Genomic DNA, 22,647 nt, shown 5'->3' with positions numbered 1-22,647 from the left:
AGCAGAATGCCTTTATTCCAAAATCAGGACGCCGTAAGCCGGAATCTCCACCCGGCCTTCGATCTGCGTTCCGCCCAGCAGTTCGGTCCGGCGTTCGCTTAGCACGATCGCCGCCGGAGCCTCTCCGTAGTTGAGCAGGAACACATAAGAGCGATGATCGTCCGCCCGGATGCCGATCTCAACCTGTTCCGGCACGCTCAGCCAGTCCGCGCTCGGCGACTGCACGCCCAGCAGGTCGAGGATACCGTCCACGACCGGTTCGCTGAAAGCCGCTCCGTAATACCACGCTTCGCCGGCGCCGTGCCGGCGCTTCGTCAGCGCCGGACGGCCCGCGTAATACTCTTCCGCGTATTCCGCCATCACCTCGACCGCCGGATCTTCCACCGCCAAAATGTCGTTGAACCCTTCGGCCCAAGCCTGTGGTCCGCTGCCGCCCTGCGTCCAGCGCAGCGCCGGAGCTGCGGCCGTGCCGGTAATCGCCGTAAACTCTTCGACCGTAATCCCGCACAGCTGCGCCACCGGTCCCGGCATCGGCTGCATTGGACATTGTCCCCGCTCGTCCTTGTACCCCGTGCGCGCGCCGAAGATCAGCTTCCCGCCGCTTTCGACGTAAGCGCTCAGCAGCTCGGCCGTCTCCGGCGTCAGAATCGCGGCATGCGGATAGATCAGCACTTTGTATTTTTGCAGCGCTGCCAGTTGGTCTTGGGCCTGCGTCCGCAGGTAGACCAGATCGACCGGAATATGCCGGTACTGAAGCTGCTTGTACCAGGCATGGGTGCTGCGCCCGGTCAGCGGACCGTGCCAGATGTCGAATTCGCCGTCCCATTCGTTGTCGTAATCGCGCACAATCGCCACGTCGGCCCGGTACGTCGTGCCTGCGATCTTCCTGCCGATCGCCGCAAACTCCCGGCCGACTTCGCCCGCTTCCCGCACCCGGCGGTTCGGACGATTGGCATAGTCGTTCAAGCCGTGCCAGTAGATTTCCGTGCCGACCGTCGCCGTGCGCCAGCGGAAATACAAGACCAGATCGGCGCCGTGCAGCACCGACTGATACGTCCACAGCCGCATCTGCCCCGGACGCGGAGACGGCATCTTCATCCGGTTCACCCAGCCGCCGGGTCCCGCCTGCTGCTCCATGACGCAGAAGTTCGGCGACACGTCGCGCACGGCGCTCAGATTGAGGCTCCATTTGCGGTCCGACAGCGGCTTCGCTTCGGTACTCCCGGAAATGCTGGCGAACTGCGGATACGAATCGTACGAGAAAAAGTCCAGCATCGAATCCGTCAGCGCATGGCTGTCCAGATGCCCGAACATGCCGTTGGTCGTGACGTAATGGCCGGGAGCCGCTTCCCGCACGATATCGGCCTGAATCTGTGCGAACTCCAGCACGCTGTCCGAGATGAACCGTTTCTCGTCCAGCGCCAGATGCGGGTTCGGCGAATCGGCCACGGTCGGGCGCGGCAGATGTACCTGCTCCCAATCGGTATACGTCTGGCTCCAGACGACTGTTCCCCAAGCTTCGTTCAGCGCGTCCAGCGTGGCATATTTGCGGCGCGCCCATGCCCGGAACGCGGCATGATCGGCTTCGGCGTAGAAGACGTTCGTCTCGCAGTTGAATTCGTTGTCGAGCTGCCAGCCGACGACCGCCGGATGGTCTTGGAAATGCACGGCCATTTCCCGGGTAATGATCGCGCACAGCTCCCGGTACTTGGGGCTGTTGTAGTTATAATGGCGGCGCATGCCGTGACGGTATAACGTCCCGTCCTGCGCGGCGTTGAGCACTTCGGGATACTTGTGCGTCAGCCAGGCGGGCGGCGTTGCCGTAGGCGTGCCGAGAATGACCTTGAGCCCGTGGCGATGCGCGGCATCCAGCGCCCGGTCGAACAGGCCGAATTCGAACACGCCTTCTTGCGGCTCAAGCAGCGCCCAGGCGAATTCGCCGACGCGGATCGTCGACATCTTCAGCTCGCGCATGCGTCTGAAATCGTCTTCCCACAGTTCTTCCTGCCAATGTTCCGGGTAATAGCACACGCCGAGTTCCAGCTGCTTCAAGCGAATCGATTTGACCATCGGGATATTCCTCCGTTTTCGTTAATGAGTCCTGCCTGTATTGTAAGCGGATTCGGCCTCATGCGATATAACGGGTTCTTGCGCCGATACCATTTTTTTGCGATTACGGCGTTATGATCATCCCTTTGCGATGGTATAATCCGTTCAGGCATAGCATTCATTTCTTCTACTCCAAAGGAGCTCAACCATGCAGGAACATCTCTTTTTCCCGACGCCTTCTTCTCCGCATCTGCTCTGTTACCCGGACTTCGTCGGCGGCTACAGCGAGCATCCTTCGCACGCGGTCGATCGGCCCGCCCGAAGCGACGACCTCCAGCTGAACAGCCTGTACAATCTGCATCTGATTCTCGGCGGCACGGGTACCGTCCATACCTCGAACGGCGTGTTCGAACTGGGCGCGGGCTGCGGCTTTCTGTACGGTCCCGGCCTCGCGCAGCGCTACGCGTCGGGCACGGCCGATCCGTGGAACATCCGCTGGGTCCATTTCGCCTGCCCGTCCGCCGACCGGCTGCTCGGCGGCCGCGGATTAGGCGAACCGTGGCTGTTCCGCATGCCCGACCTGTCCGCGGTCATGCTCTGCATGGACGAGCTGCTTCGGCTCGGCCGGTCTGTCGACCGCGACCGGGAAGCGGAAGCGTCGGCGCGGCTGTACGAGCTGCTGCTGCATCTCGTCAACCGGGCGTCGCCGCTTGCGATGCCCAGCGATCCGTCGATTCCGGGCATCCGTGCGGCCGCCGACCATATCCGCAGCCGCTGCACGGACGCTGCGCTGTCCATGAGCGAGGTCGCCGCCCTGACGGGCTACAGCGTGCCTTACTTCAGCCGCAAATTCCATCAGCTTATGGGCCGCACGCCGAGCGCTTACCTGCTCGAATCGCGGGTGCTGCACGCCAAGCATCTGCTGATGTCGTCTTCGCTCACCGTCCAGGAAATCGCGGCGGCGTCCGGCTTTTCGCGAAGCAGCTACTTTATCCACTGCTTCCGCAAGCTGGAGCGCACGACGCCGGAGCGCTTTCGGTTGAGCCGGCGGGCTTGAGCTCTGGAGCGAGGCTAGCGAGGTTGAGCGGGCTGAGCAGGCCAAGCGGATTCAGCGGGTTAGGCGGATTCAGCGGGTTAGGCGGATTCAGCGGGCTAAAAGAGGCCGGCGTCCGAAGTTCGGACGCTCGGCCGGCTTTACGAGCCTTTTACGAGCCCTTTACGAGCCCGTTATGAGCCCGTTATGAGGCCGTTATGAGCCCGTTACGAGCCTTTTTCGCGCGTCTCTCACGCGCCGAAATCGTATCCCTGCTTCAGCTCGTCCGTCAGGCTGCGCTGCATCGGCTCCCAGCCCAGCCTTCCGCTCGTAAGCTCGGCCGATACGGGATTGTCGGCCGCCGCAAAAGGGCCCAGCCAACCGAAATGCGCCGCGGCCTGATTCGCGCCAATCGATTGCGCCGGCCGGCCGATCTCCCGGCCGATCGCTTCGGCAAGCTCCGCAAAAGCCATGCCTTCGTCGGCGATCGCATGGTACCTCGCGCCTGCAGCTCCCTGCTCCGCGGCCAAGCGGAACAGCCGCGCCGCATCCAGCCGATGCACGGACGGCCAACGATTATGTCCGTCTCCGATGTACGCCGCCGACCCGGTCCGCTTGGCGATCGATATCAACGAAGGCAGCAGGCCGCTCCGGTCTTCCCGGCCGTACACGATAGGCGGCAGGCGCACGATCGAAGCCCGGATGCCGCGTTCCGCCTGCGCCAACAGCGCTTGTTCCGACGCCGCTCGGCCGCCGCCGACCGAACCGGGGTCCGCGAAGTCTTCTTCGGTCGCCAGCCGCCCCGGAGCAAGCGTCATCGTCGGCATGGCGATCACAAGCGCTCCCTGCTTGGCAGACAGCGCCGCGCCGAAGATCCCGATCGCGCGCCGCTCCGCGTTGATCGCGGCCGCCATGAAGCGCGCGGGCGCCTGCCGCGGACGGCCCCCGAGCGCAATCCGCAGCCGCGTCGACAACCCCGCATGCGTAAATTTATGGAAAAAAGCCGTATGGATGACCGCATCCATTCCGTCTGCCGCTTGGCGCAGCACGTCCGTCCGTTCGACCGAACCCCGGACCGCCGCCGCGCCGATGCCTTCAAGCCGCTGCGCCGCCTCCCGCGAACGAACGAGCCCGACGACTTCATGTCCGCTGCCGAGCAGTTCCCGTACGACGGCCGACCCGATAAATCCGCTTGCTCCCGTAACCAACACACGCATTATATATCCTCCTAGTATGAACAAGCTTTTTTGGACAAACCGCACGAACGATTTGAGCTTGTTCTTACTATAGAAGGAAAAACGAGGCCACGATTGACCGTTCCGCGCCGCTTCTTGCCCGATTCGGGGCGTCTGCGCGCGGCGCTTACGATCTCCATTTGGCGATGTCCCGACTGGGCGGACTGCCAAAAAAGCGGCTGTAATCGCGGCTGAACTGCGAATCGCTGATGTAGCCGACCAACCGGCAGGCGGTCAGCGCGTCCTTTTCGCCGGACAGCATCAGCCGCCGCGCTTCCTGAAGGCGAAGCGCTTTCTGGTATTGCAGCGGGCTGACGCCGGTGACCGATTTGAAATGTTCGCGAAACGACGATTCGCTCAAATGGACCCTGTCCGCGAGTTCCGCGATTTTGAACGATTCCGCATAATGGTTCCGCAGCCAGTCGATCGCTTTGGCGACGCGCTGGACGCTCGATCCGGCCAGCACCGTCTCCGCCACGTAGACGCCGATCGGACTGCGCAGCAGGCGGATAAAGATTTCGTTCTCGGCCAGCGAGATCAGCAGCTCGTCGTCGACGGCGTCGTCCAGGCACGAGACGAGGCGGGACATGGCTCCGATGAGCGCCGGTTCGGCTTCCAGCGCGTAGCTCGGGCTGCGCCGTTCGATATTCGGCAGGCCGTCCGGGTACACGCTTGGCACCAGAGCCGCGATCTTCTGCGGATCGAGATAGAGGCCGACGGCCAGAAAAGGTTCGGACGGACTTGCCTGCACGGTCCGAATCGCCACCGGGAGCGCGACCGGCGCGACGAGCAGCCGGGCTCCTTCATATTCGACCGTTTCTTCGCCGATCCGGATGATCTTTTTGCCCTGCGCCGCGATGCCCACGGTCGGCCAATACATCGTATGCAGGTAAGCGGACGGTTCTTCCTGCGAGTACCGGTTAAAATAGACGCCCGGAATACGTGCGGCGGCCGTTCCGTCCCGCTTCATATGGGCATCGATCAGTCGGGCCAGCCGTACCGTCTCTTCCTGCGCCCGCTCCCGCTTGTGCGCCATCGCATATTCGCTCCCTTTGTTCATGGTCCGGCATCCAGCTCCTATCGAATCGTTTTGATCTTTATTTTACCATAGCTCGAATCCGTAAATAAAAAACGCGAACAGAACTGGGAATTTGTTTCCTTTTGTAAAATTGGTGGTATGTATACTTAGCCATTACGAATTTGCAGGAGGAGAACATCATTTTGATCAATTTGAACCAAGCCATCCAAATTTCGCTGCCTGTCCGCTTACACGCCATCAGCGGCGAGTTTTACGAAGGGGTCTGCACGCTGAATCCCAAAAACTCGTCGATGTTCGATATTCATGTCGATCAAGAAATCGTCACCCTGCCGCATTGGGCGGTCAAACGCATCTGGAAAAAGAAAACGACGTAACAAGCGCCCCGGCAGCCAACAATTGCATGCCTCTGCGGGCGTTTTTTTTATGCGAAAAATTCGGGATATGCTCACCTCTGGCTTTTCCCAATGCATGCCTGAACGGCTTACCGGAAACCGCGAATAACTGCACAGATCCATCTATGTTCAAGCTCATCTCAAGAAAAACATAACATACAGCGGATTAGCTAGACTATGGCAGGTATTCGTACAAAAGAAGTCTTTTCGGCAAATTAGATGGATTGGCGCAGCTATTTCCGGGAGTTGGCTGTTGGCTGGAGTTGGATGACGTTCTGAAGAGGATCAGTCATCTTGCTCACCCCTTAACTCATTCCTCACCTCATTCCCCAAACAAGAAAAAAGGCTCCCAAAGGAGCCTTCAACGTGTCGAGAAAGTCTGATTCTGAACAAAATAAGGAGGCGGAGGGAGAAATTCAGTGTAGGAGCGCCAGCGTTCGCCTTTGAAATCAGGAAAATCCCATTCAAATTTGATCCTTTTTCCTGATTTCAACACGCGACCGGAACGAATTTCTCCCGCAGTCGACAAGCTTCTCCTACGTATAGGACTTTCTCGACAGCCTGAAGGCTCCCAAAGGAGCCTTAACCTTAACCACACACGCCGTACGCGCTGCACACCGTATACACCGGCCGCCCCTACGGCATTCACACCTTGATCTTGCGCCCTTTCCAACTCACGGAATGGAAAACGTTCACGCGGATAAAGGAATACAAATAGATGCCTGCGAAAAACGCAAACCAAATCGGATGGACCGCAAACACCGCTTTGTGGAAATTGCCGATCCTGCCCGCAAACGCGGCGCTCTGGACCGCATACAGGATATACAAGCCCGCGCTGAGCGCGATCGCGAGCGGATTCCATGCCATGAAGGCCGAGATCAGGGCGGCGGCAGAGATAAAACTGCCGGCAATCCAGAAGATGACCAGCAGCATGACGGCCGGATGCGTCGATTTGGACCCGACGGCAAAGCTTTTACACCAACCTTCGATCAGGCTGCCGACACCTTCCGGGTACATGCGGAAAGACAGAATGCCTTTGCCGCCGAGGCAGCGAACAGGAAGATCCTGTTCCAGAAACGCTTCGCCCAGCGCCAGATCGTCCATGATGGCGCCTTCGATTTTTTTATGCCCGCCGGACACGAAGTAATCGTCGCGATTGCATAAAATGCACGGGCCGAACGAACCGGCCGTTTTGAAGCGCGATCCCCATACCGTAAACAGGTTCATGCCGACCACGACGATGATGTTGAACACGATAGAGATGTATTCGTACAAGCGCTCCACCGTATGAAAAGGCTGGAGCGCGGTAATGCCTCTGGCTCCTTTTTCCCGATAAAAATGCAGCAGATGGCTTAATCCGTCCGCGCTTTCGAACCGGGTATCGGCGTCCAAAAACAATAACCAGCTTCCTTGGGCCTGTTCGGCGCCGTACCAGCAGGCGGACGATTTGCCCGACCCCTTGTTGCGCAGCACAGTCGCTCCGTAGCTTGCCGCGATGGCGGCGGTCCCGTCGGACGAGTCGTCGTCCACGACGAGAATCTCGAATGCGGTGAACCGCTGCTCCTGCAGCGATTTCAGCAGCGGCACGATGCGGCCCGCTTCATTTCTGGCCGGCACGATAATGGACAGAAACGGCAGGCCGGACGCGGCACCGGAGGAAGAAGACGCCGGCACCGGCAGCGACCGGAACACGAGGAAGCCGGCCAAGACTGCCGCAAGTCCGATCCCAAGTTTGATAAGGTCCACAACCGTTATGATTTTCCCCACCTTTCTTTATCCTTGTTCCTCATTATCCTCTTCTTCATTGCACCGAATAATCGAAGAGATTGCCCGTATCGTCCTGGATCAATTCCTGGGCAGCGATGCGGGCCGACAGAAGCACGATCGGGACGCCGGCGCCGGGATGCGTGCTGCTTCCGGTAAAGTACAGGTGCTCGCAATCACTCGCTTTGCTCTGCGGGCGGTAGTGGTTGCTCTGCTTGAGAATAGGCTGCAGCCCGAACGCGGCGCCGTGATGCGCATTGAACCTGGAACTGAAATCCAGCGGCGTCGTATGCGTTTCGGCTACGATCTCGTTCTCGATATTTTCAAAACCGCGTATCTTCTTCAACTCGTTCAGGATGTACCCGCGATAATAAGACACCGTCTCTTCGTTCCATTCGTACTTGGATTCGGCCACGTTCGATACCGGCATCAGAATATACAACCCTTCTTTGCCTTCGGGCGCCAGAGACGCATCCATTTTCGAAGCGATGTACACGTAGAAAGAAGCATTCGTCAGTTTTTTGCCGTCAAAAATATCTTTGAGATTCTGGTCGAGGTTCTCGTTGAACATAAAATTGTGCACATGTTCGATTTCTTCGTACTTTCGGTCCATGCCGAGATAGAGCAGGAAGCAGGAACAGGAATATTTCATGCTGTCCACTTTTTTGTCGGTATGTTTGCCTTTGGAAGGCTTGTCCTGCACCAGATTCTTGATCGCGTACGGGAAATCGGCGTTGCACACGACGTAATCCGAAGCGATCTTTTGCCCGCCCACGACGATTCCTTCCGCTTGTTGGTTCTGAATCGAGATCTGCTGCACGTCCTGCCCGTAATGAACGACTCCGCCGAGCTCTTTGAACAGCCGTTCCATCGACAAAGCCATCGTATACATGCCGCCTTTGATAAACCAGACTCCGTACAAAAATTGCAGCATCGGAATCATCGTATAAAAAGAAGGGCTGGTCAGCGGAGAGATGCCGATATACAACGTTTGAAAACTGATCATTTGTCTCAATCGCTTGTTTTTGATATACCGACCGACAAATTTGTCCGCGGTGTCGTACGGTTTGAGCTTCAGCGCTTTTTTCAGCATCGCCAGGTTATAAAAGTCGCTCCGTTTGCGGAAAGGTCTTGGCAAAATGTAACGCTTGGCAATAATGAATTTCTGGTAAATCTCATGCAAATATCGGAAAAAACCGGCCGTATCTTCTTCGCTCATCGCTTCGATCGTTTGGGTCAGCTTGGTGAGGTCGGAGGAAATATCGAACGGCTGGTCGGGAATATCGCTAAAATAAGCCCGGTAAATCGGATCCAGCCGCTCCATCGGAATGTAATCCTCTGGATTGCGGCCGCACACTTCGAAAATTTCCCGGTACAGTTCCGGCATCATGACGATGCTCGGTCCCAAATCGAATTTGTAGCCTCCGTCCAGTTCGATCCGATTCATTTTGCCGCCGGGCGTGGACCCTTTTTCATAGATCTCTACCCGGTAACCGGCATGCTGCAGCCGGATAGCCGCAGCAAGCCCCGCTACACCTCCTCCGATGACGATGACCTTTTTACTCATGCCAAGAACCCTCATTTCCGTCTCGTATTTGCTTTGTGCTTTTTCCTACAGCAGCCATTTTCTTAACTTTTTCAACGCGCTCAGGTTGGTGTCGGAATACGGCGGAAATTTGCCTTGAAAACGCAAATAATGATACGTTCGGTAGTTGGTTTTCTCGTAACTGAACGCCAGAAACCCGGCTTTGCCGTGGTAAGCGCCGTATCCGCTGCGGCCGACCCCGCCGAACGCGATATGCGGACTCGCGGCATGATGGATCACCTGATTGACGCCGATCGTCGACGAGCGCATATAGTCGTTGAACCGCCGAATGCGGTCGTTGTTCTGACTGAACATGTAGCCGGTGAGCGCATCGCGCTGCAGGCTGCCGCCGGACAGCAAAGACTCCAGATCGGCATACGGAATGACCGGCAGAACCGGCCCGAAAATCTCTTCTTCCAACACCGGGCTGCCCGGTTGAATATCCGTTAGCACGGTCGGCGCGACGAACCGTTCGGCGCGATCGGACGCGCCGCCGTGCCGAACGGTGCCCTGCCCGATAAACCCGGACACTTTGTCAAAATGATTCTCGGTACAGATCCGGCCGTAATCCGCGCTTGCCTGAGGCTGCTTGCCGTAGAAAGCGGTCAGCGCCGCGGAAATTTCGTCCAGCGTCTGTTCGTACACGGACTGATGGACATACAGCGTATCCGGCGCGATGCAGGTCTGACCGGCATTCAGAAATTTGCCCCAGACGATATCCCGGACAGCGGCCGCGGAAAAGCCTGTTTCGTCCAGAATGCACGGATTTTTCCCGCCCAGTTCCAGGATGACCGGCGTCAGCCGCTTGGCGGCCTGATCGGCTACCGCTTTGCCCGTTCCGCCGCTGCCGGTGAAGAAGATCAGGTCGAACGGAGCCGAAGTCAGCTGCTTGGCGGTCTGCGCATCTCCGGTCACGACGTACAGCTGCTCCGGCGGAAACTGTTGATTGATCAGCCGTTTGAGCAGTTCGGCCGAAGCCGGCGCGGATTCGGACGGTTTGATGACGCAGGCGTTGCCGCCGGCAATCGCTCCGATGACCGGCATCAACGTCAGCTGGACCGGATAATTCCACGATCCGATCACAAGTACGCTTCCGTGCGGATGTCTTTTTTTGTGAAGCGATTGGATATAGCCCAGCTTGAGATGCCGGGATCTCCGGGGCCGATTCCATTTGTCGATATGCTTGCAGACGTAATCGATTTCGTTCAACAGAACGGCGAGCTCGGATGAAAAAGATTCAAACGCCGGTTTGCCCAAATCGGCATGCAGCGCATCGGTCCACGCTTTTTCGTGCTCGACCAGCATATTTTTCAGCTGGATCAGCCGTTTTTTGCGCTGCTCGCTCGAAGGAACTCCTTTGGACAAAAGTTCGGCCCGCTGTCTGTCCGGTAAAGTCTCCAGAAGGCGGTGTTCATTGTCCGGCATGGCCGGAATCTCTTTGCACGATTTTTTTGCTGACCAGCTGGCCGCTCAACGTCACCATCGGCATGCCGCCTCCCGGGTTCACCGTTCCGCCGACGAAGTACAGGTTGTTGTACCGTTCGCTTTGTTTCGGATGTTTGAAGCCTTTATTTTTTTTGCGGTCGGACAACGTTCCATAGATAGCGCCCCGATCCGAGCCGTACATCTGTCTGATCTTGTCCGGCGTCCAGACGTCTTTGGTCACGATGTTGGCCCGCAGATCGTCCAGACCCATTCTCTCCAGCTTCATCAGCGTACGCTCGGCAAACTGCTCGTATTCCTGTTCGGTAATCGGTTTCTCGTCTTGAATATAAGGAATATGCGGCAGCACTTTGATATTCTCGTGTCCTTCGGGAGCTTGCGACGGATCCGTCTTGTTGACGTTGACCAAATAAATGACCGGATCGTCCGGCAGTCTATGCTGATGGAAAATCGACTGCATCTGCTGCTTCATGTTTTCCGCGAAAAAGAAGTTGTGGTGGCGAAGCTGCGGATAACTCTTCTTGACGCCCAAATGCATAACGAGGCCGGAACTGGCCGGTTCGAATTTTTTCTTCAATTTGCCGACAAAATCTTTGTCTTCTTCCAGCAGCCGTTCGTACACCGGAATGACTTCCATATTGGAAACGTAATAGTCCGCGGTCAGCTTCGTGCCGTCCGGCAGCACCGCTCCCGTAATCTCGCCGTTCTTCTTCTCCAGCTTGGCGATCGGGGTTCCGAGATGGAACTGGACGCCGACTTCTTCGGCCAACTTCACCAGACCGTCCGCCAGTTTGTTCAACCCGCCGGGTACGTACCAGACGCCCTGATCATGCTGCATATAGATCATCATGTTCAACACGGCCGGCGCGTCGTAAGGCGACGAACCGACATATTTGATAAAGTAGGACAGCATATCGCTGAACTGCTTGTTGCTGATCCGTTTGTCGATCGCTCCGCGCACGGTCGAGAACAGATCGAAATTACGCAAAGCGCCGAGCAGCGTCGTATGTTTCATGATCTCTCTCGTCGAATCGACGCCATGCTTGAAATACGTTTTATCCGTCATGTCGTACAGCTTTTTGGAATAGTTCAGCAGATCCTGATACTCGCGCATGTCTTTTTCGCTCAGCACGGTGTTCTTCTCCTGCATTTCCCGCAAATCTTCGTACAGATCGATAATATTGCCGTCCGGGAAAAACGAACGCCATTGATGATCCAGCTTTTCGGTCCGCACATAATCCTGCATTGATTTGCCGCTGGCCGTGAACAAATCTTCGAACACCCGGGGCATGGTCAAAATGGACGGGCCCAGATCAAAGCCGAAACCGTCCTGATCCAGCCGGTTCAGCTTGCCTCCGATATGATCGTTTTTCTCGTACAAAGAGACGCCGTATCCGGCTTGTGCCAGCGAAATCGCGGCCGAAAGTCCTCCAAGTCCGCCTCCGATAACCAGTACGTTTTTGTTTGTCGTTTTCACTTGTCGGGTTTCTCCTTCCGGTAAATCGAAAATGGGGTTCGTTGCTGCGCCAAGCAGGCTTGCACCTTACGTTATTCTACACGCCGTTTATTGGGCCGTCTCCCTAATTTTGCGGGCGATCAACTCCCACGCTTCTTCCGCTTTTTGTCTCGGACCCAGATGGGTAAACGCGTGTTTGCAGTCTTTGAACAGCTTTTGCTCGACAGATACGCCGGCTTCCCGTAATTTCTTCGCATAATGTTCCGCTTCCGGCCGGAAGGCGTCGAATTCCGCGATAACGATAAAAGCGGACGCCAATCGGTCGCTGACGACAGCCCGAACCGGGGAAGCGAGCGGATGCTCCGCCTGGCCTTTGCGCGGCACGTAGCACAGGTTCAAAAAATGGGCGGCTTGGGGATACCGCGCACGCCACAGATTCGGTTCCGGTTTATGCGAAAAAGGAGTGGCGAAATCGAGCATCGGGCAGGACAGCATCTGGAGCAGCGGCTGCTGTTCTTCTTTTTGTTCCAGATACAGACAAAGCGCCGCGGCCAGGTTAGCCCCCGAACTTTGTCCGCCGACCATCATTTTGTCCGCATCGATATTCAATTCGCCGGCGTTCTTCTTGATCCAGCGGAACACTTCATACACCTGCTCGACCGGGCCGGGAAAAGGGTACTCCGGCGCTTTGGCGTACTCCACGTTCGCGATCACGCAGCCGGTCCGGTTGGCCAGGTAGCGGCAGTACGGATCGTCCATCTCTTTGTCGTGCATAATGAACGCTCCGCCGTGAAAATTAACGTACACCGGAAGACTGTGCGACTCGGTATTCGAGGGATAATAGAAGGAAATATCCGCGGTTTTGACAGAAGTTTCGACCTGCATCTCTTTTTTGTCTTGTACGGGCTCACTCGGGAGCATCGGCGTCCTCTTCGCCTGATTGGGCAGGAGACGAAGGCACCTGGCCGCCATAAGGGTCAACACTAGCATTACCTCGCTTTGTACGGTTTGAACTTCAACGTCGATCGTGGCCAACATTTGTTCTCTATCGCTATTACCCTTTATTCCATTAAAGGTACTAACATAGCAAAAAAAAAAGCCTGCTGCGGGCTGGAACCCGAGCAGGCTTTCGCTTAGGCGGCGATTTATTAATTTCAATTTTAATCCTGTTTCTTATGCTATATTCATACCAAGAAAAGAGGGATGCCATGAAACGGAATGCCATGATCAGCAATCTGATTTTAACGTTTTTAACCAGTCTTTTGATCGCTTATGTGCTAGGACGAACTTTGACGCTCGCTTCCGTACTCGTTTCCCTGCTGGCTGCCGGGGTCGTCGCTTTGGGTTATCTTTTTGTGTATATACTCCAAAAAAGGAAAGCTAAAAAAAAGGAAAAAGGCTCCCGAAGGAGCCTTTAAACCAAGGTGGAGCAAGGTCAAGCAAGGTTCCGGGCGAACCTGTTACATCATGCCGCCCATACCGCCCATGCCGCCCATATCCGGAGCCGCAGCGCCGGCCGGTTCAGGCTTGTCGGCGATAACCGCTTCCGTCGTCAGGAACATAGCCGCTACGGAAGCCGCGTTTTGCAGAGCGGAACGCGTGACTTTCGCAGGGTCTACGATGCCCGCTTCGAACATGTTGACCCATTCGCCGGTAGCGGCGTTGTAGCCAATGCCCACTTCTTCTTTTTTGAGACGGTCCACGATAACGGAACCTTCTTCGCCGGCGTTAGCCGCGATCGTACGGATCGGTTCTTCCAGAGCGCGCAGAACGATGTTGACGCCCGTTCTCTCGTCGCCGGTTACCGTCAGAGCCGCTACGGCTTTGTAGACGTTAACCAGAGCCGTGCCGCCGCCGGATACGATACCTTCTTCAACGGCTGCGCGAGTCGCGTTCAGCGCGTCTTCGATGCGCAGTTTGCGTTCTTTCAGTTCCGTTTCCGTTGCCGCGCCGACTTTGACAACCGCTACGCCGCCGGCAAGTTTAGCCAGACGCTCCTGCAGTTTTTCTTTGTCGAACTCGGAAGTCGTTTCTTCCAGCTGCGAACGAATTTGGTTCACGCGAGCGTCGATGTCGGTCTTCACGCCGGCACCGTCCACGATCGTCGTGTTTTCTTTCGTTACGCGAACCTGGCGAGCCGAACCCAACTGCTCGATCGTCGTCGCTTTCAGTTCCAGACCGAGCTTCTCGGTGATCACTTGTCCACCGGTCAGAGCGGCGATATCCTGCAGCATCGCTTCGCGGCGGTCGCCGAAGCCCGGAGCTTTGACGGCAACGGCGTTGAACGTGCCGCGCAGTTTGTTCAGGACGAGCATCGGAAGCGCTTCGCCTTCGATGTCTTCAGCCACGATTACGAGTGCGCGGCCCTGCTGAACGATTTTCTCAAGCAGCGGCAGAATTTCCTGCGTCGTGCTGATTTTCTTGTCGGTGATCAGGATGTAAGGGTTGTCGAGAACCGCTTCCATCTTGTCCGTGTCGGTAATCATGTAAGGGGAAATGTAGCCGCGATCGAACTGCATGCCTTCCACGACTTCCAGCTCCGTTGCGAATCCGCGGGATTCTTCAACGGTGATAACGCCGTCTTTGCCCACTTTTTCCATCGCTTCGGCGATCAGTTCGCCAACTTCTTCGTCAGCCGCGGAGATAGCCGCAACCTGGGCGATCGATTGTTTGCCTTCGATCGGCTTCGCGATGTTCTGCAGTTCGATGACCGCAGCTTTGACCGCTTTGTCGATGCCTTTGCGGATAACCATAGGGTTTGCGCCGGCCGTTACGTTCTTGAGGCCTTCGCGGATCATCGCTTGAGCGAGAACGGTAGCGGTTGTCGTTCCGTCACCGGCTACGTCGTTCGTTTTCGTTGCGACTTCCTTGACGAGCTGGGCGCCCATGTTCTCGAAAGCGTCTTCCAGTTCGATTTCCTTCGCGATCGTCACGCCGTCGTTCGTGATCAGCGGGCTGCCGAATTTTTTCTCCAGCACCACGTTGCGTCCTTTTGGACCGAGCGTTACTTTTACCGCATTTGCAAGTGCATCTACGCCGCGAAGCATCGAGCGACGGGCTTCTTCTCCGAACAGAATCTCTTTAGCCATGGTCGAATAACCTCCCTGGGATATGGAATTGCGATGCTGCGTTCAAGACGCTGCATTCAATCACTTTCGTTCAAAAAACGTATGTGTAAGGGGACATTTACGCCAGGATGGCGTGGATGTCGCTTTCTTTCATAATCAGGTATTCTTTGCCTTCGTATTTCACTTCGGTGCCGGCATATTTGGAGAACAGTACCACGTCGCCTTCTTTCACTTCGAGCGGAGTACGAACGCCGTCTTTGAGGGTTCCGCTGCCTACGGCAACGACTTTACCTTCCTGCGGCTTTTCTTTCGAAGCATCCGGAAGCACGATACCGAACGAAGTCGTTTCCTCCTGCTGGATCGCTTCTACGAGTACGCGTTCACCTAACGGTTTGATCATGAAAAATAGCCTCCTTGTAAAGGTTAATTGAAGTGTTGAATCTTCTTCGTTAGCACTCGACAACGCCTAGTGCTAACAGCCAAGTCTTATATTACTAGTCTCGCCGCAAAATTTCAAGTCCCCCCCGCACAAAAAAAGACACCCCGCATGCCTGGGGCCGTCCTTCTTGTTGCGTGCCCGGGATTACTGCCGGTACTGCCCCGTCACCATCAGCAGCGCTTCCGGCAGTTGGTCCATGATGGCCGCCAGGTTCTCGTGCACGCCTTTTGGCGTGCCGGGCAGATTGACGATCAGCGAACGGCCGCGAATGCCGCAGATGCCGCGGAACAGCATCGCCGCCCGGTTCTTGTGCATCACGTTCATCCGCATCGCTTCGGCCATGCCCGGCACTTCCCGCTCGATGACCCGCTTCGTCGCCTCCGGCGTCACGTCGCGGTTCGCAAGCTCGGTGCCTCCGGTCGTCAGCACGAGATCCGCCTGGAAATAGTCCGTCATTTCGATCAATGCCGCCACGATCTCGTCCGACTCGTCCGGCACGATCCGGTATTCGATAATTTCGCCGCCTACTTCTTCCTCCACCAACTCCCGGATCACCTGCGCGCTCGTGTCCTCACGCTCGCCTCGTGCTCCCTTATCGCTGGCCGTCAAAATTGCCACTTTCCACAGCATGGGGTCACCTCTTCTCATCCATCGCTCTTCTTGCGTCCGTTCCTATCTATACGACCGAAGCCGCTGCCGTCAGACCAGGTCCTGCGTACTGTTCATGCCCGACGGCACGATCAGAAGTTCTATCCGGAAATCGTGCGGTTCCATCGGCACTTCCTCCACCGTCTGCTCGGCAAAAGACAGCGCCCAAATGCCCGGGCTTGCGCCGCAGGCTTCGAAACGCTCCATCAGCCGGTCGTAAAACCCGCCTCCGTAACCGACGCGCCCGCCCTTGAAGTCAAAAGCCAAGCCCGGCACAAACATCACGTCGATGCTGCCGAGCCGGTCTTCCGGCCATTCGGGCAGATGCTCCTTCGGCTCGGGAATGCCCCAGCTGCCGGACGCCTCGTCTGCCGCGCTCTTGAGTTCCAGCAGCCGCATGCGGCGCGTTCCCCGCTCGATGCGCGGCGCAAGCACCGTATCCCCGCATCCGCGGCATGTCTCCAGCAGCGGACGGATATCCAGTTCTCCGCGGTAAGGCAGGTAGCCGAGCACGACCAGAGGAGCCCCTTTGCGCTCGCGCAGGGCGTCCAGCCGATCGGCGGCATATTCGCAAACGACGGAAGAAGCCTCAAGGCGCAGCGATTCGGGCAGCTCCGCTCTCACCCGTTCCATTCGAAGCCGCAGCTCCGTCTTGTCCGGTAAAGGTTCGATGCCGCTCGCCTCCCGTATTCTCTTCTGTTCTCTTTTTTGTTCTCACATGCTCAAGTTTATCATTGTTTTGCGCAAATAACCACCGCTGTAGAGGCTCTGCGAAGCCCCCGGAGGCTTTTTCCCCAAAAAACTTTCGCGCCCCGATCGCCGCCAATTTTCCGGCCGCGCCGCGCCCGCGAACCGTTTGCGCATGTCCTCTTTGGTTTTTTCACCTTTCTACGGTAAAATGAAATCACAAAAGACCAATTTGATAAGCGCGGAGGACTTCGAATTATGCTGCTGCAAGCAACGGGAATCGCAAAAAGATACGGCGTCCAGAGCATTCTGGAAGGCATTACGTTTCAAATACTGGAGCGCGAGCGCATCGGCCTCGTCGGTGTCAACGGCGCGGGCAAATCGACGCTGCTCAAAATTTTGGCGGGCGAAATGTCTCATGAAGAAGGCCAGATTTTCAAAAACAAAGAAACAACCATCGGCTACCTGGCCCAGAACAGCGGGCTGCAGTCGGATCGCACGATCCAGGAAGAGATGCTGGACGTGTTCGCCGACCTGCTGGAAGCCGAGCGGGAAATCCGCGAGATGGAGCTTGCGATCACCGAAGGCTCTTCGCACTCCGAGCAGGACAAAGCGTACCAGGATCTGCTGAACCGCTACGCCATGCGTTCGGACTGGTTCCGCGACCACGGCGGCTACGAGATCGGCACGAAGATCCGCAGCGTGCTGCACGGGATGGGCTTCGGCGATTTCGATCCTTCGACGATCGTCTCGACGCTCAGCGGCGGACAGCGGACCCGGCTCGCGCTGGCGAAAATGCTGCTGCGCGGACCCGACCTGCTCATGCTCGACGAACCGACCAACCATTTGGACATCGAGACGCTCACCTGGCTCGAAGATTATTTGCGCGGGTACGACGGCGGCCTGCTGATCGTATCCCACGACCGCTATTTCCTCGACAAGACGGTCACGGCGATCGTGGAGATCGAACGCCACCGGGCGCGCCGCTATACGGGCAACTACAGCCGGTATACCGAGCTCAAAGCGGCCGAGTACGAAGCGGACCTCAAGCAGTTCGAGAAGCAGCAGGGCGAGATCGCGAAGATGGAAACTTTCATTCAGCAAAACATCGTCCGCGCTTCCACGACGAAGCGGGCCCAGAGCCGGCGCAAAGCGCTGGAAAAAATGGATCGGCTCGACCGGCCGGCCGGCGATCTCAAACGCGCCAACTTCTCGTTCCAATCGGCATATTCGTCCGGCAAGGACGTGCTGCACGTGGACGGCTTGTCCGCGTCCTATGACGACGGCGACAAGCTGTTCCGGCAGACGTCGTTCGCGCTCAGCCGCGGCGAGACGGTCGCGCTGATCGGGCCGAACGGCGTCGGCAAGTCGACCCTGCTCAAAGCGCTGATCGGCCGGCTCAAGCCGGACGAAGGCCGGATTACGTGGGGCGCCAAAGTCCAGATCGGCTACTACGACCAGGAGCAGGACACGCTCAATCCGCAAAATACGGTGCTCGAAGAACTGTGGGGCACGTATCCGCATATGGAAGAAGCGCGGATTCGCACCGTGCTCGGCAGTTTCCTGTTCAGCGGCGAAGACGTGCTCAAGCGTATCTCGGCGCTCAGCGGCGGGGAAAAAGCGCGCGTCTCGCTGGCCAAGCTGATGCTGCTCGAAGCGAACACGCTCGTACTCGACGAACCGACCAACCATTTGGACCTGTACAGCAAAGAAGTGCTGGAGTCCGCCCTGATCGATTTTGACGGCACGCTGTTGTTCATCTCGCACGACCGTTACTTCCTGAATAAGATGGCCGAACGCGTGATCGAACTGAGCGCAAACGGCGTGACCAGCTACCTCGGCAACTACGACGACTATGTCGACAAAAAGCAGGAGCTCGAAGAGATTGCCCAGGAAGCGGCGCTGTTCGGCGGGAAAAGCAAGTCCGCGGCCGCCCAGGCCAGCGAAGCCGACGAGTCCAAAAACACGCAGGCCGTGTTCGAGGAGAGCAAGCAGGCCAAGCGCGAAGAACGTGCCCGGCAGCGCCGCATGGAACAGCTGGAGACGCTGATCGCGGAACTGGAGAGCGCCGTAGCCGCCCTTGAACTGGAGTTGACACTTCCAGAAATTTACGAAGATTACATGGCTATTCAAGAACGTCAGACGCAGATCGATACCCACAAAACGCAGCTCGCTGCCGCTTACGAAGAATGGGAAACGCTCGCGGCGGAATAATTTTTTTGTCAATACGATTTTTCGCTTATCCCTGTTATCCACCGTGTTATCCACAGAAACAGGTATGAATTACGAATTGAACCGGCCCTCAGGGTCGGTTTTTTGCTTTTATACCGCCTATTTTCGCTCCAAACCAATTTTATCCACTTTTTCGTCCACATTATCCACAGATTACGACCTTCCGTTTTGAAAAACATATCCCCTTTTGCATAAAAATCGAAGCAGGCATTTGGCGCGGGATTGCAGCACTTACCCACAAACGGAAGGGGATATGTGGATAAGTTTATGCAGGGATTGACAACGGGGAGTAAAGCCTGTGTTAACGGCGGATACGGCACACTTGCGAATGACGATGACCGTTTACACAAAAAGGCCTCTTCCGCCGGGGAAGAGACCTTGATTGGGAGGCGAAGCGGGCAAGCCTCCGCTTCGTGGCGGCCGGCAAACGGATTACTCCGTGACCGACCATTGTTCCAGTGACATGCCGGGTTCGCCTTTGATGAACAAATCGCTCAGTTCGCCGCGGGTCCACTTCACGTAAGCGGCGGCTCCGATCATCGCGGCGTTGTCGGTGCAGTATCGCATCGGCGGAATCGCGAGCGGAATCCCTTCCGCCTCGCAGCGCGCCGTCAGCTCGCGGCGCAGGCCGCCGTTCGCGGCAACGCCGCCGCACAGCAGCAGCTGCTTCGCGCCGAATTGGTGCGCGGCGCGCACCGCTTTGGCGACGAGCACTTCGACGACGGATTCCTGGAACCCGCGCGCGATTGCGCCTTGATCGATCTCCTCGCCTTTCATCCGGCTCTGGTTGACCAGGTTCAGCACGGCGGACTTCAATCCGCTGAGGCTGAAATCGTACGAGCCTTCTTCCAGCCAGACGCGCGGCAGCGCGGCTGCCGTGTCCGAAGCCTGCGCCGCCCGGTCGACGTGCGGTCCGCCCGGATACGGAAATCCGAGCGAACGCGCGACTTTGTCGTACGCTTCGCCCACCGCGTCGTCGCGCGTCTGCCCGACCACTTCGAACCGGCCTTCGCTCTCCATGCGGACGATCTCGGTATGCCCGCCCGAGACGACCAACGCGATCGCCGGATATTGAATCTCGTCCGTCAACCGGTTGGCATAGATATGCCCCGCGATATGGTGCGTGCCGATCAGCGGCTTGTCCAGCGCGAACGCCAGCGCTTTGGCCGCCATGATGCCGACGAGCAGCGCGCCGACGAGTCCCGGCCCTTCCGTAACGGCGATCGCCGACAATTCGTCCGGCTCAAGCCCGGACTCCGCGATCGCCTGCTCCATCAGCCGCGTGATGCATTCCACATGCTGGCGCGAAGCCACTTCGGGCACGACGCCGCCGAACGCTTTGTGCGTCTCGATCTGGCTGGCCACGAGATTGACCAGCACGTCGCGGCCGTCCCTGACGATGGCGACCGACGTCTCGTCGCAGCTTGTCTCGACCGCGAGAATGTACGTGCCTGCCCGCCCTGTTTGCTGTTCTGCTACGTTATCCATGCCTGTTACACGCTTCCTTCCGTATGCCCTGCCGCGCCGGAGCGCCCCTGCAGGCCGATCCACATGATGACGGCGTCTTCGTTGTTGTCGGAATAATACCCTTTGCGGATTCCGACTTCGCGGAACCCCGTTTTGACGTACAGTTTGCGGGCCACGTCGTTGCTGACCCGCACTTCGAGCGTCGCCCGCTCCAGACCGAGCGACTCGGCCATGCCGAGCAGTTCGTCCAGCAGCCGCTCGCCCAACTTGCGTCCGCGGTACGCCGTGCGCACCGCGATATTCGTAATATGCGCCTCATCCATAACCGTCCACATGCCGGCGTAACCGGCCGCTTCGCCGTCCACTTCCATGATCAGGTAGCGGGCAAAATGATTGAGCGTCATCTCGCTGCGAAACGCCTGTTCCGTCCACGGCAGCGAAAAAGATTCATGTTCGATCACCATCACGTCCGGGATGTCTTCGAGCCGCATCGTCCGAAAATGTACGGACGGCTCGTTCGAAGACGACGAAGATTCGATTTCTCTATGCTGCATGCTGCGCGGGTCCCCTTTCTCTGTTCCATTCGGCCTGCGTTATGGTCGGCTGCGCAGCAGATTCGCTTCCGCTTCCGTGACCTGCGTGTAATTCGGCAGCAGCGCATGCGCGTCTACCGTGTCGCCGCTCTCCAGCTTGCGCGTGCCGATCCGCCCGATCCAGCGGGCTTCGGCCGTGCAATCCTGCAGCAGCACCCGCTCCGCTGCCAGGCCGGTCAACCCGGCCAGGCTGCGCACCGTCTCACCGTGCTTGTCCGTTTCGCCGGTGAACAGCACGTATTCCGGGCGTTCGCCGATCGGCAGCGCATTCCATCGTTCGGCCAACCGCGCCGTCCAGTCGTCCACCATCAATATGGCGTCGTCGGCCAGCCGGGTCAGCGGCTGCGCCTCTTGCCCTTCTGGCGCCGCGCCGATCGGGCCGGCCGCTTCGAACAGCGCCGTATACGCCTGGCCGCGCCGCGCATCGACGAGCGGCACGATCCAGCTCCGCCCCTGCGGAGCGGCGGCTTCCAGTCCGGAGCAAGCCTGTGCTTCCAGGCTTGATACGGCCGCGACCGGCAGCTTCAGCGCCCACGCCAGCGTCTTCGCCGTCGTGACGGCGATCCGCACGCCCGTATACGAGCCCGGTCCGATGCCGACGGCGATACCCGCAAGCGCCCGCTTGTCCGTGCCGGACTCCCGCAGCGCGCGTTCGATCTTCGGCAGCAGATTGACCGAATGGTTGCGTTCGGCCAGGCTGCTGCTTTCGAACCGTATGTCTTGTCCTTCGAGTACCGCAACGGCCTGGGAAGCGCTCGACGTATCGAGCGCCAACACCCGGCCCTGCGCCCCGTTATTGTTTTCCATCTGCAATATCTCCATCCCTGTTCGATTATTCAGGCTTATTCGGTCATTCGGAATTGTTCGACTATTCGAGCACGCCCGGTTCCGGCAGGTTCTCGACCCATGCCGCATACGGCGCGCCGATGCCTTCGCATGTCACGAGGCGGCCTTCTCCGCCCGCATGTTCGATATGCAGATTCAGCCGGCCCGCCGGAAGCAGGTCAGGAATGATCGAAGCCCATTCCACGAGCGATACGCCGCGGCCTTCGAAATATTCGTCCAGCCCCAGGTCTTCGGCTTCATCTTGCGTAATCCGGTAGACGTCCATATGGTATAGCGGCAGCCGGCCTTCGTACTCCTTGATCAGCGTAAACGTCGGACTGTTCACGATGCCCCGCACGCCAAGCGCAGCGGCAAACCCCTGCGAAAACTTCGTTTTGCCCGCTCCCAGATCGCCGTCCAGCGCAATGACCGTTCCGGGCTGCGCCAGCGCGGCAAAATAGCCGGCCAACCGCGCCGTATCGGCTTCGCCGCGCGAGATCCATGTCCTGCTGTATGTTTCGTATGCCTCCACGCTTCGTTCCACCTTCATTTCCTCACCGGCACGAAGCTCCCGCGAGCGGTCCGGTTCGTTGATCTCTCCATTATAACGCAAATGTTTCGCCGAGGGCACCCTGCCGCTTCCCGAATCCGGGCAAATCAAAACCCGTTTCCGGCCCCGCCGAAGCGGAAAC

At 57.8% G+C, this 22,647-nt stretch carries 19 protein-coding genes; 3 read left to right on the top strand and 16 right to left on the bottom strand.

The genetic code is table 11. From position 1 onward, the window contains the following. Positions 1-12: 12 nt before the first annotated feature. Positions 13-2,070, bottom strand: a complete 2,058-nt coding sequence (locus tag FFV09_RS16720; protein ID WP_141448886.1) for a beta-galactosidase — start codon at positions 2,068-2,070, stop codon at positions 13-15. Between the two features lie 187 nt (positions 2,071-2,257). On the opposite strand from FFV09_RS16720, the gene FFV09_RS16715 reads away from it, so the two are divergent. Beyond that, the gene (locus FFV09_RS16715; protein WP_141448885.1) at positions 2,258-3,106 is read left to right on the top strand and encodes a helix-turn-helix domain-containing protein; all 849 of its coding nucleotides are present in this window, start codon (positions 2,258-2,260) and stop codon (positions 3,104-3,106) included. A 227-nt stretch (positions 3,107-3,333) separates the two neighbouring features. Here the strand turns inward: FFV09_RS16715 and FFV09_RS16710 are convergent, their stop codons facing one another. Continuing rightward, positions 3,334-4,299: an SDR family oxidoreductase gene (locus FFV09_RS16710; RefSeq protein WP_141448884.1), complete on the bottom strand. Its 966-nt coding sequence runs from the start codon at positions 4,297-4,299 to the stop codon at positions 3,334-3,336. Between the two features lie 145 nt (positions 4,300-4,444). Next, positions 4,445-5,377, bottom strand: coding sequence for an AraC family transcriptional regulator (locus FFV09_RS16705; protein ID WP_141448883.1), 933 nt, complete (start codon positions 5,375-5,377; stop codon positions 4,445-4,447). 161 nt (positions 5,378-5,538) lie between these two features. Here FFV09_RS16705 and FFV09_RS16700 point away from each other — a divergent pair, with 161 nt between their 5' ends. Beyond that, positions 5,539-5,730 (top strand): hypothetical protein, encoded by a 192-nt coding sequence (locus FFV09_RS16700; RefSeq protein WP_141448882.1) that lies wholly within the window; start codon positions 5,539-5,541, stop codon positions 5,728-5,730. 663 nt (positions 5,731-6,393) lie between these two features. Here the strand turns inward: FFV09_RS16700 and FFV09_RS16695 are convergent. From FFV09_RS16695 to FFV09_RS16655, 9 genes are all read right to left on the bottom strand, one after another. Beyond that, positions 6,394-7,494 carry a glycosyltransferase gene (locus tag FFV09_RS16695; protein WP_246098368.1) on the bottom strand — a complete coding sequence of 367 codons (1,101 nt, stop codon included), beginning with the start codon at positions 7,492-7,494 and terminating at the stop codon, positions 6,394-6,396. Positions 7,495-7,549: 55 nt separating this feature from the next. Further along, positions 7,550-9,079 (bottom strand): phytoene desaturase family protein, encoded by a 1,530-nt coding sequence (locus FFV09_RS16690; protein ID WP_141448881.1) that lies wholly within the window; start codon positions 9,077-9,079, stop codon positions 7,550-7,552. Between the two features lie 45 nt (positions 9,080-9,124). Beyond that, positions 9,125-10,522: an aldehyde dehydrogenase family protein gene (locus FFV09_RS16685; protein WP_141448880.1), complete on the bottom strand. Its 1,398-nt coding sequence runs from the start codon at positions 10,520-10,522 to the stop codon at positions 9,125-9,127. Next, positions 10,509-12,017: a phytoene desaturase family protein gene (locus FFV09_RS16680; RefSeq protein ID WP_141448879.1), complete on the bottom strand. Its 1,509-nt coding sequence runs from the start codon at positions 12,015-12,017 to the stop codon at positions 10,509-10,511. The genes FFV09_RS16685 and FFV09_RS16680 overlap by 14 nt, the downstream gene beginning before the upstream one ends. 87 nt (positions 12,018-12,104) lie before the next feature. Beyond that, entirely contained in the window at positions 12,105-12,881 is a 777-nt protein-coding gene (locus FFV09_RS16675; protein ID WP_141450508.1) for an alpha/beta hydrolase, read from the bottom strand. A 575-nt stretch (positions 12,882-13,456) separates the two neighbouring features. Next, positions 13,457-15,085 (bottom strand): chaperonin GroEL, encoded by a 1,629-nt coding sequence (gene groL, locus FFV09_RS16670; protein WP_141448878.1) that lies wholly within the window; start codon positions 15,083-15,085, stop codon positions 13,457-13,459. A gap of 97 nt (positions 15,086-15,182) precedes the next feature. After that, complete coding sequence (gene groES / locus FFV09_RS16665; protein ID WP_141448877.1) at positions 15,183-15,464, bottom strand: co-chaperone GroES; 282 nt, start codon at positions 15,462-15,464, stop codon at positions 15,183-15,185. Positions 15,465-15,647: 183 nt separating this feature from the next. Next, positions 15,648-16,133, bottom strand: coding sequence for a MogA/MoaB family molybdenum cofactor biosynthesis protein (locus FFV09_RS16660; RefSeq protein WP_141448876.1), 486 nt, complete (start codon positions 16,131-16,133; stop codon positions 15,648-15,650). Between the two features lie 69 nt (positions 16,134-16,202). Continuing rightward, positions 16,203-16,796 (bottom strand): 5-formyltetrahydrofolate cyclo-ligase, encoded by a 594-nt coding sequence (locus FFV09_RS16655; protein WP_281288504.1) that lies wholly within the window; start codon positions 16,794-16,796, stop codon positions 16,203-16,205. Positions 16,797-17,096: 300 nt separating this feature from the next. Here FFV09_RS16655 and FFV09_RS16650 point away from each other — a divergent pair, with 300 nt between their 5' ends. After that, positions 17,097-19,052 (top strand): ABC transporter ATP-binding protein, encoded by a 1,956-nt coding sequence (locus FFV09_RS16650; RefSeq protein WP_141448874.1) that lies wholly within the window; start codon positions 17,097-17,099, stop codon positions 19,050-19,052. Between the two features lie 450 nt (positions 19,053-19,502). On the opposite strand, the gene tsaD is transcribed toward FFV09_RS16650, so the two are convergent. From tsaD to tsaE, 4 genes are all read right to left on the bottom strand, one after another. After that, complete coding sequence (gene tsaD, locus FFV09_RS16645; RefSeq protein ID WP_141448873.1) at positions 19,503-20,558, bottom strand: tRNA (adenosine(37)-N6)-threonylcarbamoyltransferase complex transferase subunit TsaD; 1,056 nt, start codon at positions 20,556-20,558, stop codon at positions 19,503-19,505. A gap of 5 nt (positions 20,559-20,563) precedes the next feature. After that, positions 20,564-21,091 carry a ribosomal protein S18-alanine N-acetyltransferase gene (gene rimI / locus FFV09_RS16640; protein WP_141448872.1) on the bottom strand — a complete coding sequence of 176 codons (528 nt, stop codon included), beginning with the start codon at positions 21,089-21,091 and terminating at the stop codon, positions 20,564-20,566. 39 nt (positions 21,092-21,130) lie between these two features. Then, on the bottom strand, positions 21,131-21,937 hold the full coding sequence (gene tsaB, locus FFV09_RS16635; protein ID WP_141448871.1) for a tRNA (adenosine(37)-N6)-threonylcarbamoyltransferase complex dimerization subunit type 1 TsaB: 807 nt from the start codon (positions 21,935-21,937) through the stop codon (positions 21,131-21,133). A gap of 61 nt (positions 21,938-21,998) precedes the next feature. Beyond that, positions 21,999-22,505, bottom strand: a complete 507-nt coding sequence (gene tsaE / locus FFV09_RS16630; protein WP_141450507.1) for a tRNA (adenosine(37)-N6)-threonylcarbamoyltransferase complex ATPase subunit type 1 TsaE — start codon at positions 22,503-22,505, stop codon at positions 21,999-22,001. Positions 22,506-22,647 lie beyond the last annotated feature (142 nt).

Source organism: Saccharibacillus brassicae, from assembly GCF_006542275.1.
GTDB lineage: Bacteria > Bacillota > Bacilli > Paenibacillales > Paenibacillaceae > Saccharibacillus > Saccharibacillus brassicae.
The sequence above is the reverse complement of the archived record's forward strand: the minus strand, read 5'-3'. Positions and strand labels throughout refer to the sequence as shown.

Coding starts and splice junctions, on each gene's coding strand:
- FFV09_RS16720 (WP_141448886.1), bottom strand. CDS start 2,070: ATGGTCAAATCGATTCGCTTGAAGCAGCTGGAACTCGGCGTGTGCTAT.
- FFV09_RS16715 (WP_141448885.1), top strand. CDS start 2,258: ATGCAGGAACATCTCTTTTTCCCGACGCCTTCTTCTCCGCATCTGCTC.
- FFV09_RS16710 (WP_141448884.1), bottom strand. CDS start 4,299: ATGCGTGTGTTGGTTACGGGAGCAAGCGGATTTATCGGGTCGGCCGTC.
- FFV09_RS16705 (WP_141448883.1), bottom strand. CDS start 5,377: ATGAACAAAGGGAGCGAATATGCGATGGCGCACAAGCGGGAGCGGGCG.
- FFV09_RS16690 (WP_141448881.1), bottom strand. CDS start 9,079: ATGAGTAAAAAGGTCATCGTCATCGGAGGAGGTGTAGCGGGGCTTGCT.
- FFV09_RS16685 (WP_141448880.1), bottom strand. CDS start 10,522: ATGCCGGACAATGAACACCGCCTTCTGGAGACTTTACCGGACAGACAG.
- FFV09_RS16675 (WP_141450508.1), bottom strand. CDS start 12,881: ATGCAGGTCGAAACTTCTGTCAAAACCGCGGATATTTCCTTCTATTAT.
- groL (WP_141448878.1), bottom strand. CDS start 15,085: ATGGCTAAAGAGATTCTGTTCGGAGAAGAAGCCCGTCGCTCGATGCTT.
- groES (WP_141448877.1), bottom strand. CDS start 15,464: ATGATCAAACCGTTAGGTGAACGCGTACTCGTAGAAGCGATCCAGCAG.
- FFV09_RS16660 (WP_141448876.1), bottom strand. CDS start 16,133: ATGCTGTGGAAAGTGGCAATTTTGACGGCCAGCGATAAGGGAGCACGA.
- FFV09_RS16650 (WP_141448874.1), top strand. CDS start 17,097: ATGCTGCTGCAAGCAACGGGAATCGCAAAAAGATACGGCGTCCAGAGC.
- tsaD (WP_141448873.1), bottom strand. CDS start 20,558: ATGGATAACGTAGCAGAACAGCAAACAGGGCGGGCAGGCACGTACATT.
- rimI (WP_141448872.1), bottom strand. CDS start 21,091: ATGCAGCATAGAGAAATCGAATCTTCGTCGTCTTCGAACGAGCCGTCC.
- tsaB (WP_141448871.1), bottom strand. CDS start 21,937: ATGGAAAACAATAACGGGGCGCAGGGCCGGGTGTTGGCGCTCGATACG.
- tsaE (WP_141450507.1), bottom strand. CDS start 22,505: ATGAAGGTGGAACGAAGCGTGGAGGCATACGAAACATACAGCAGGACA.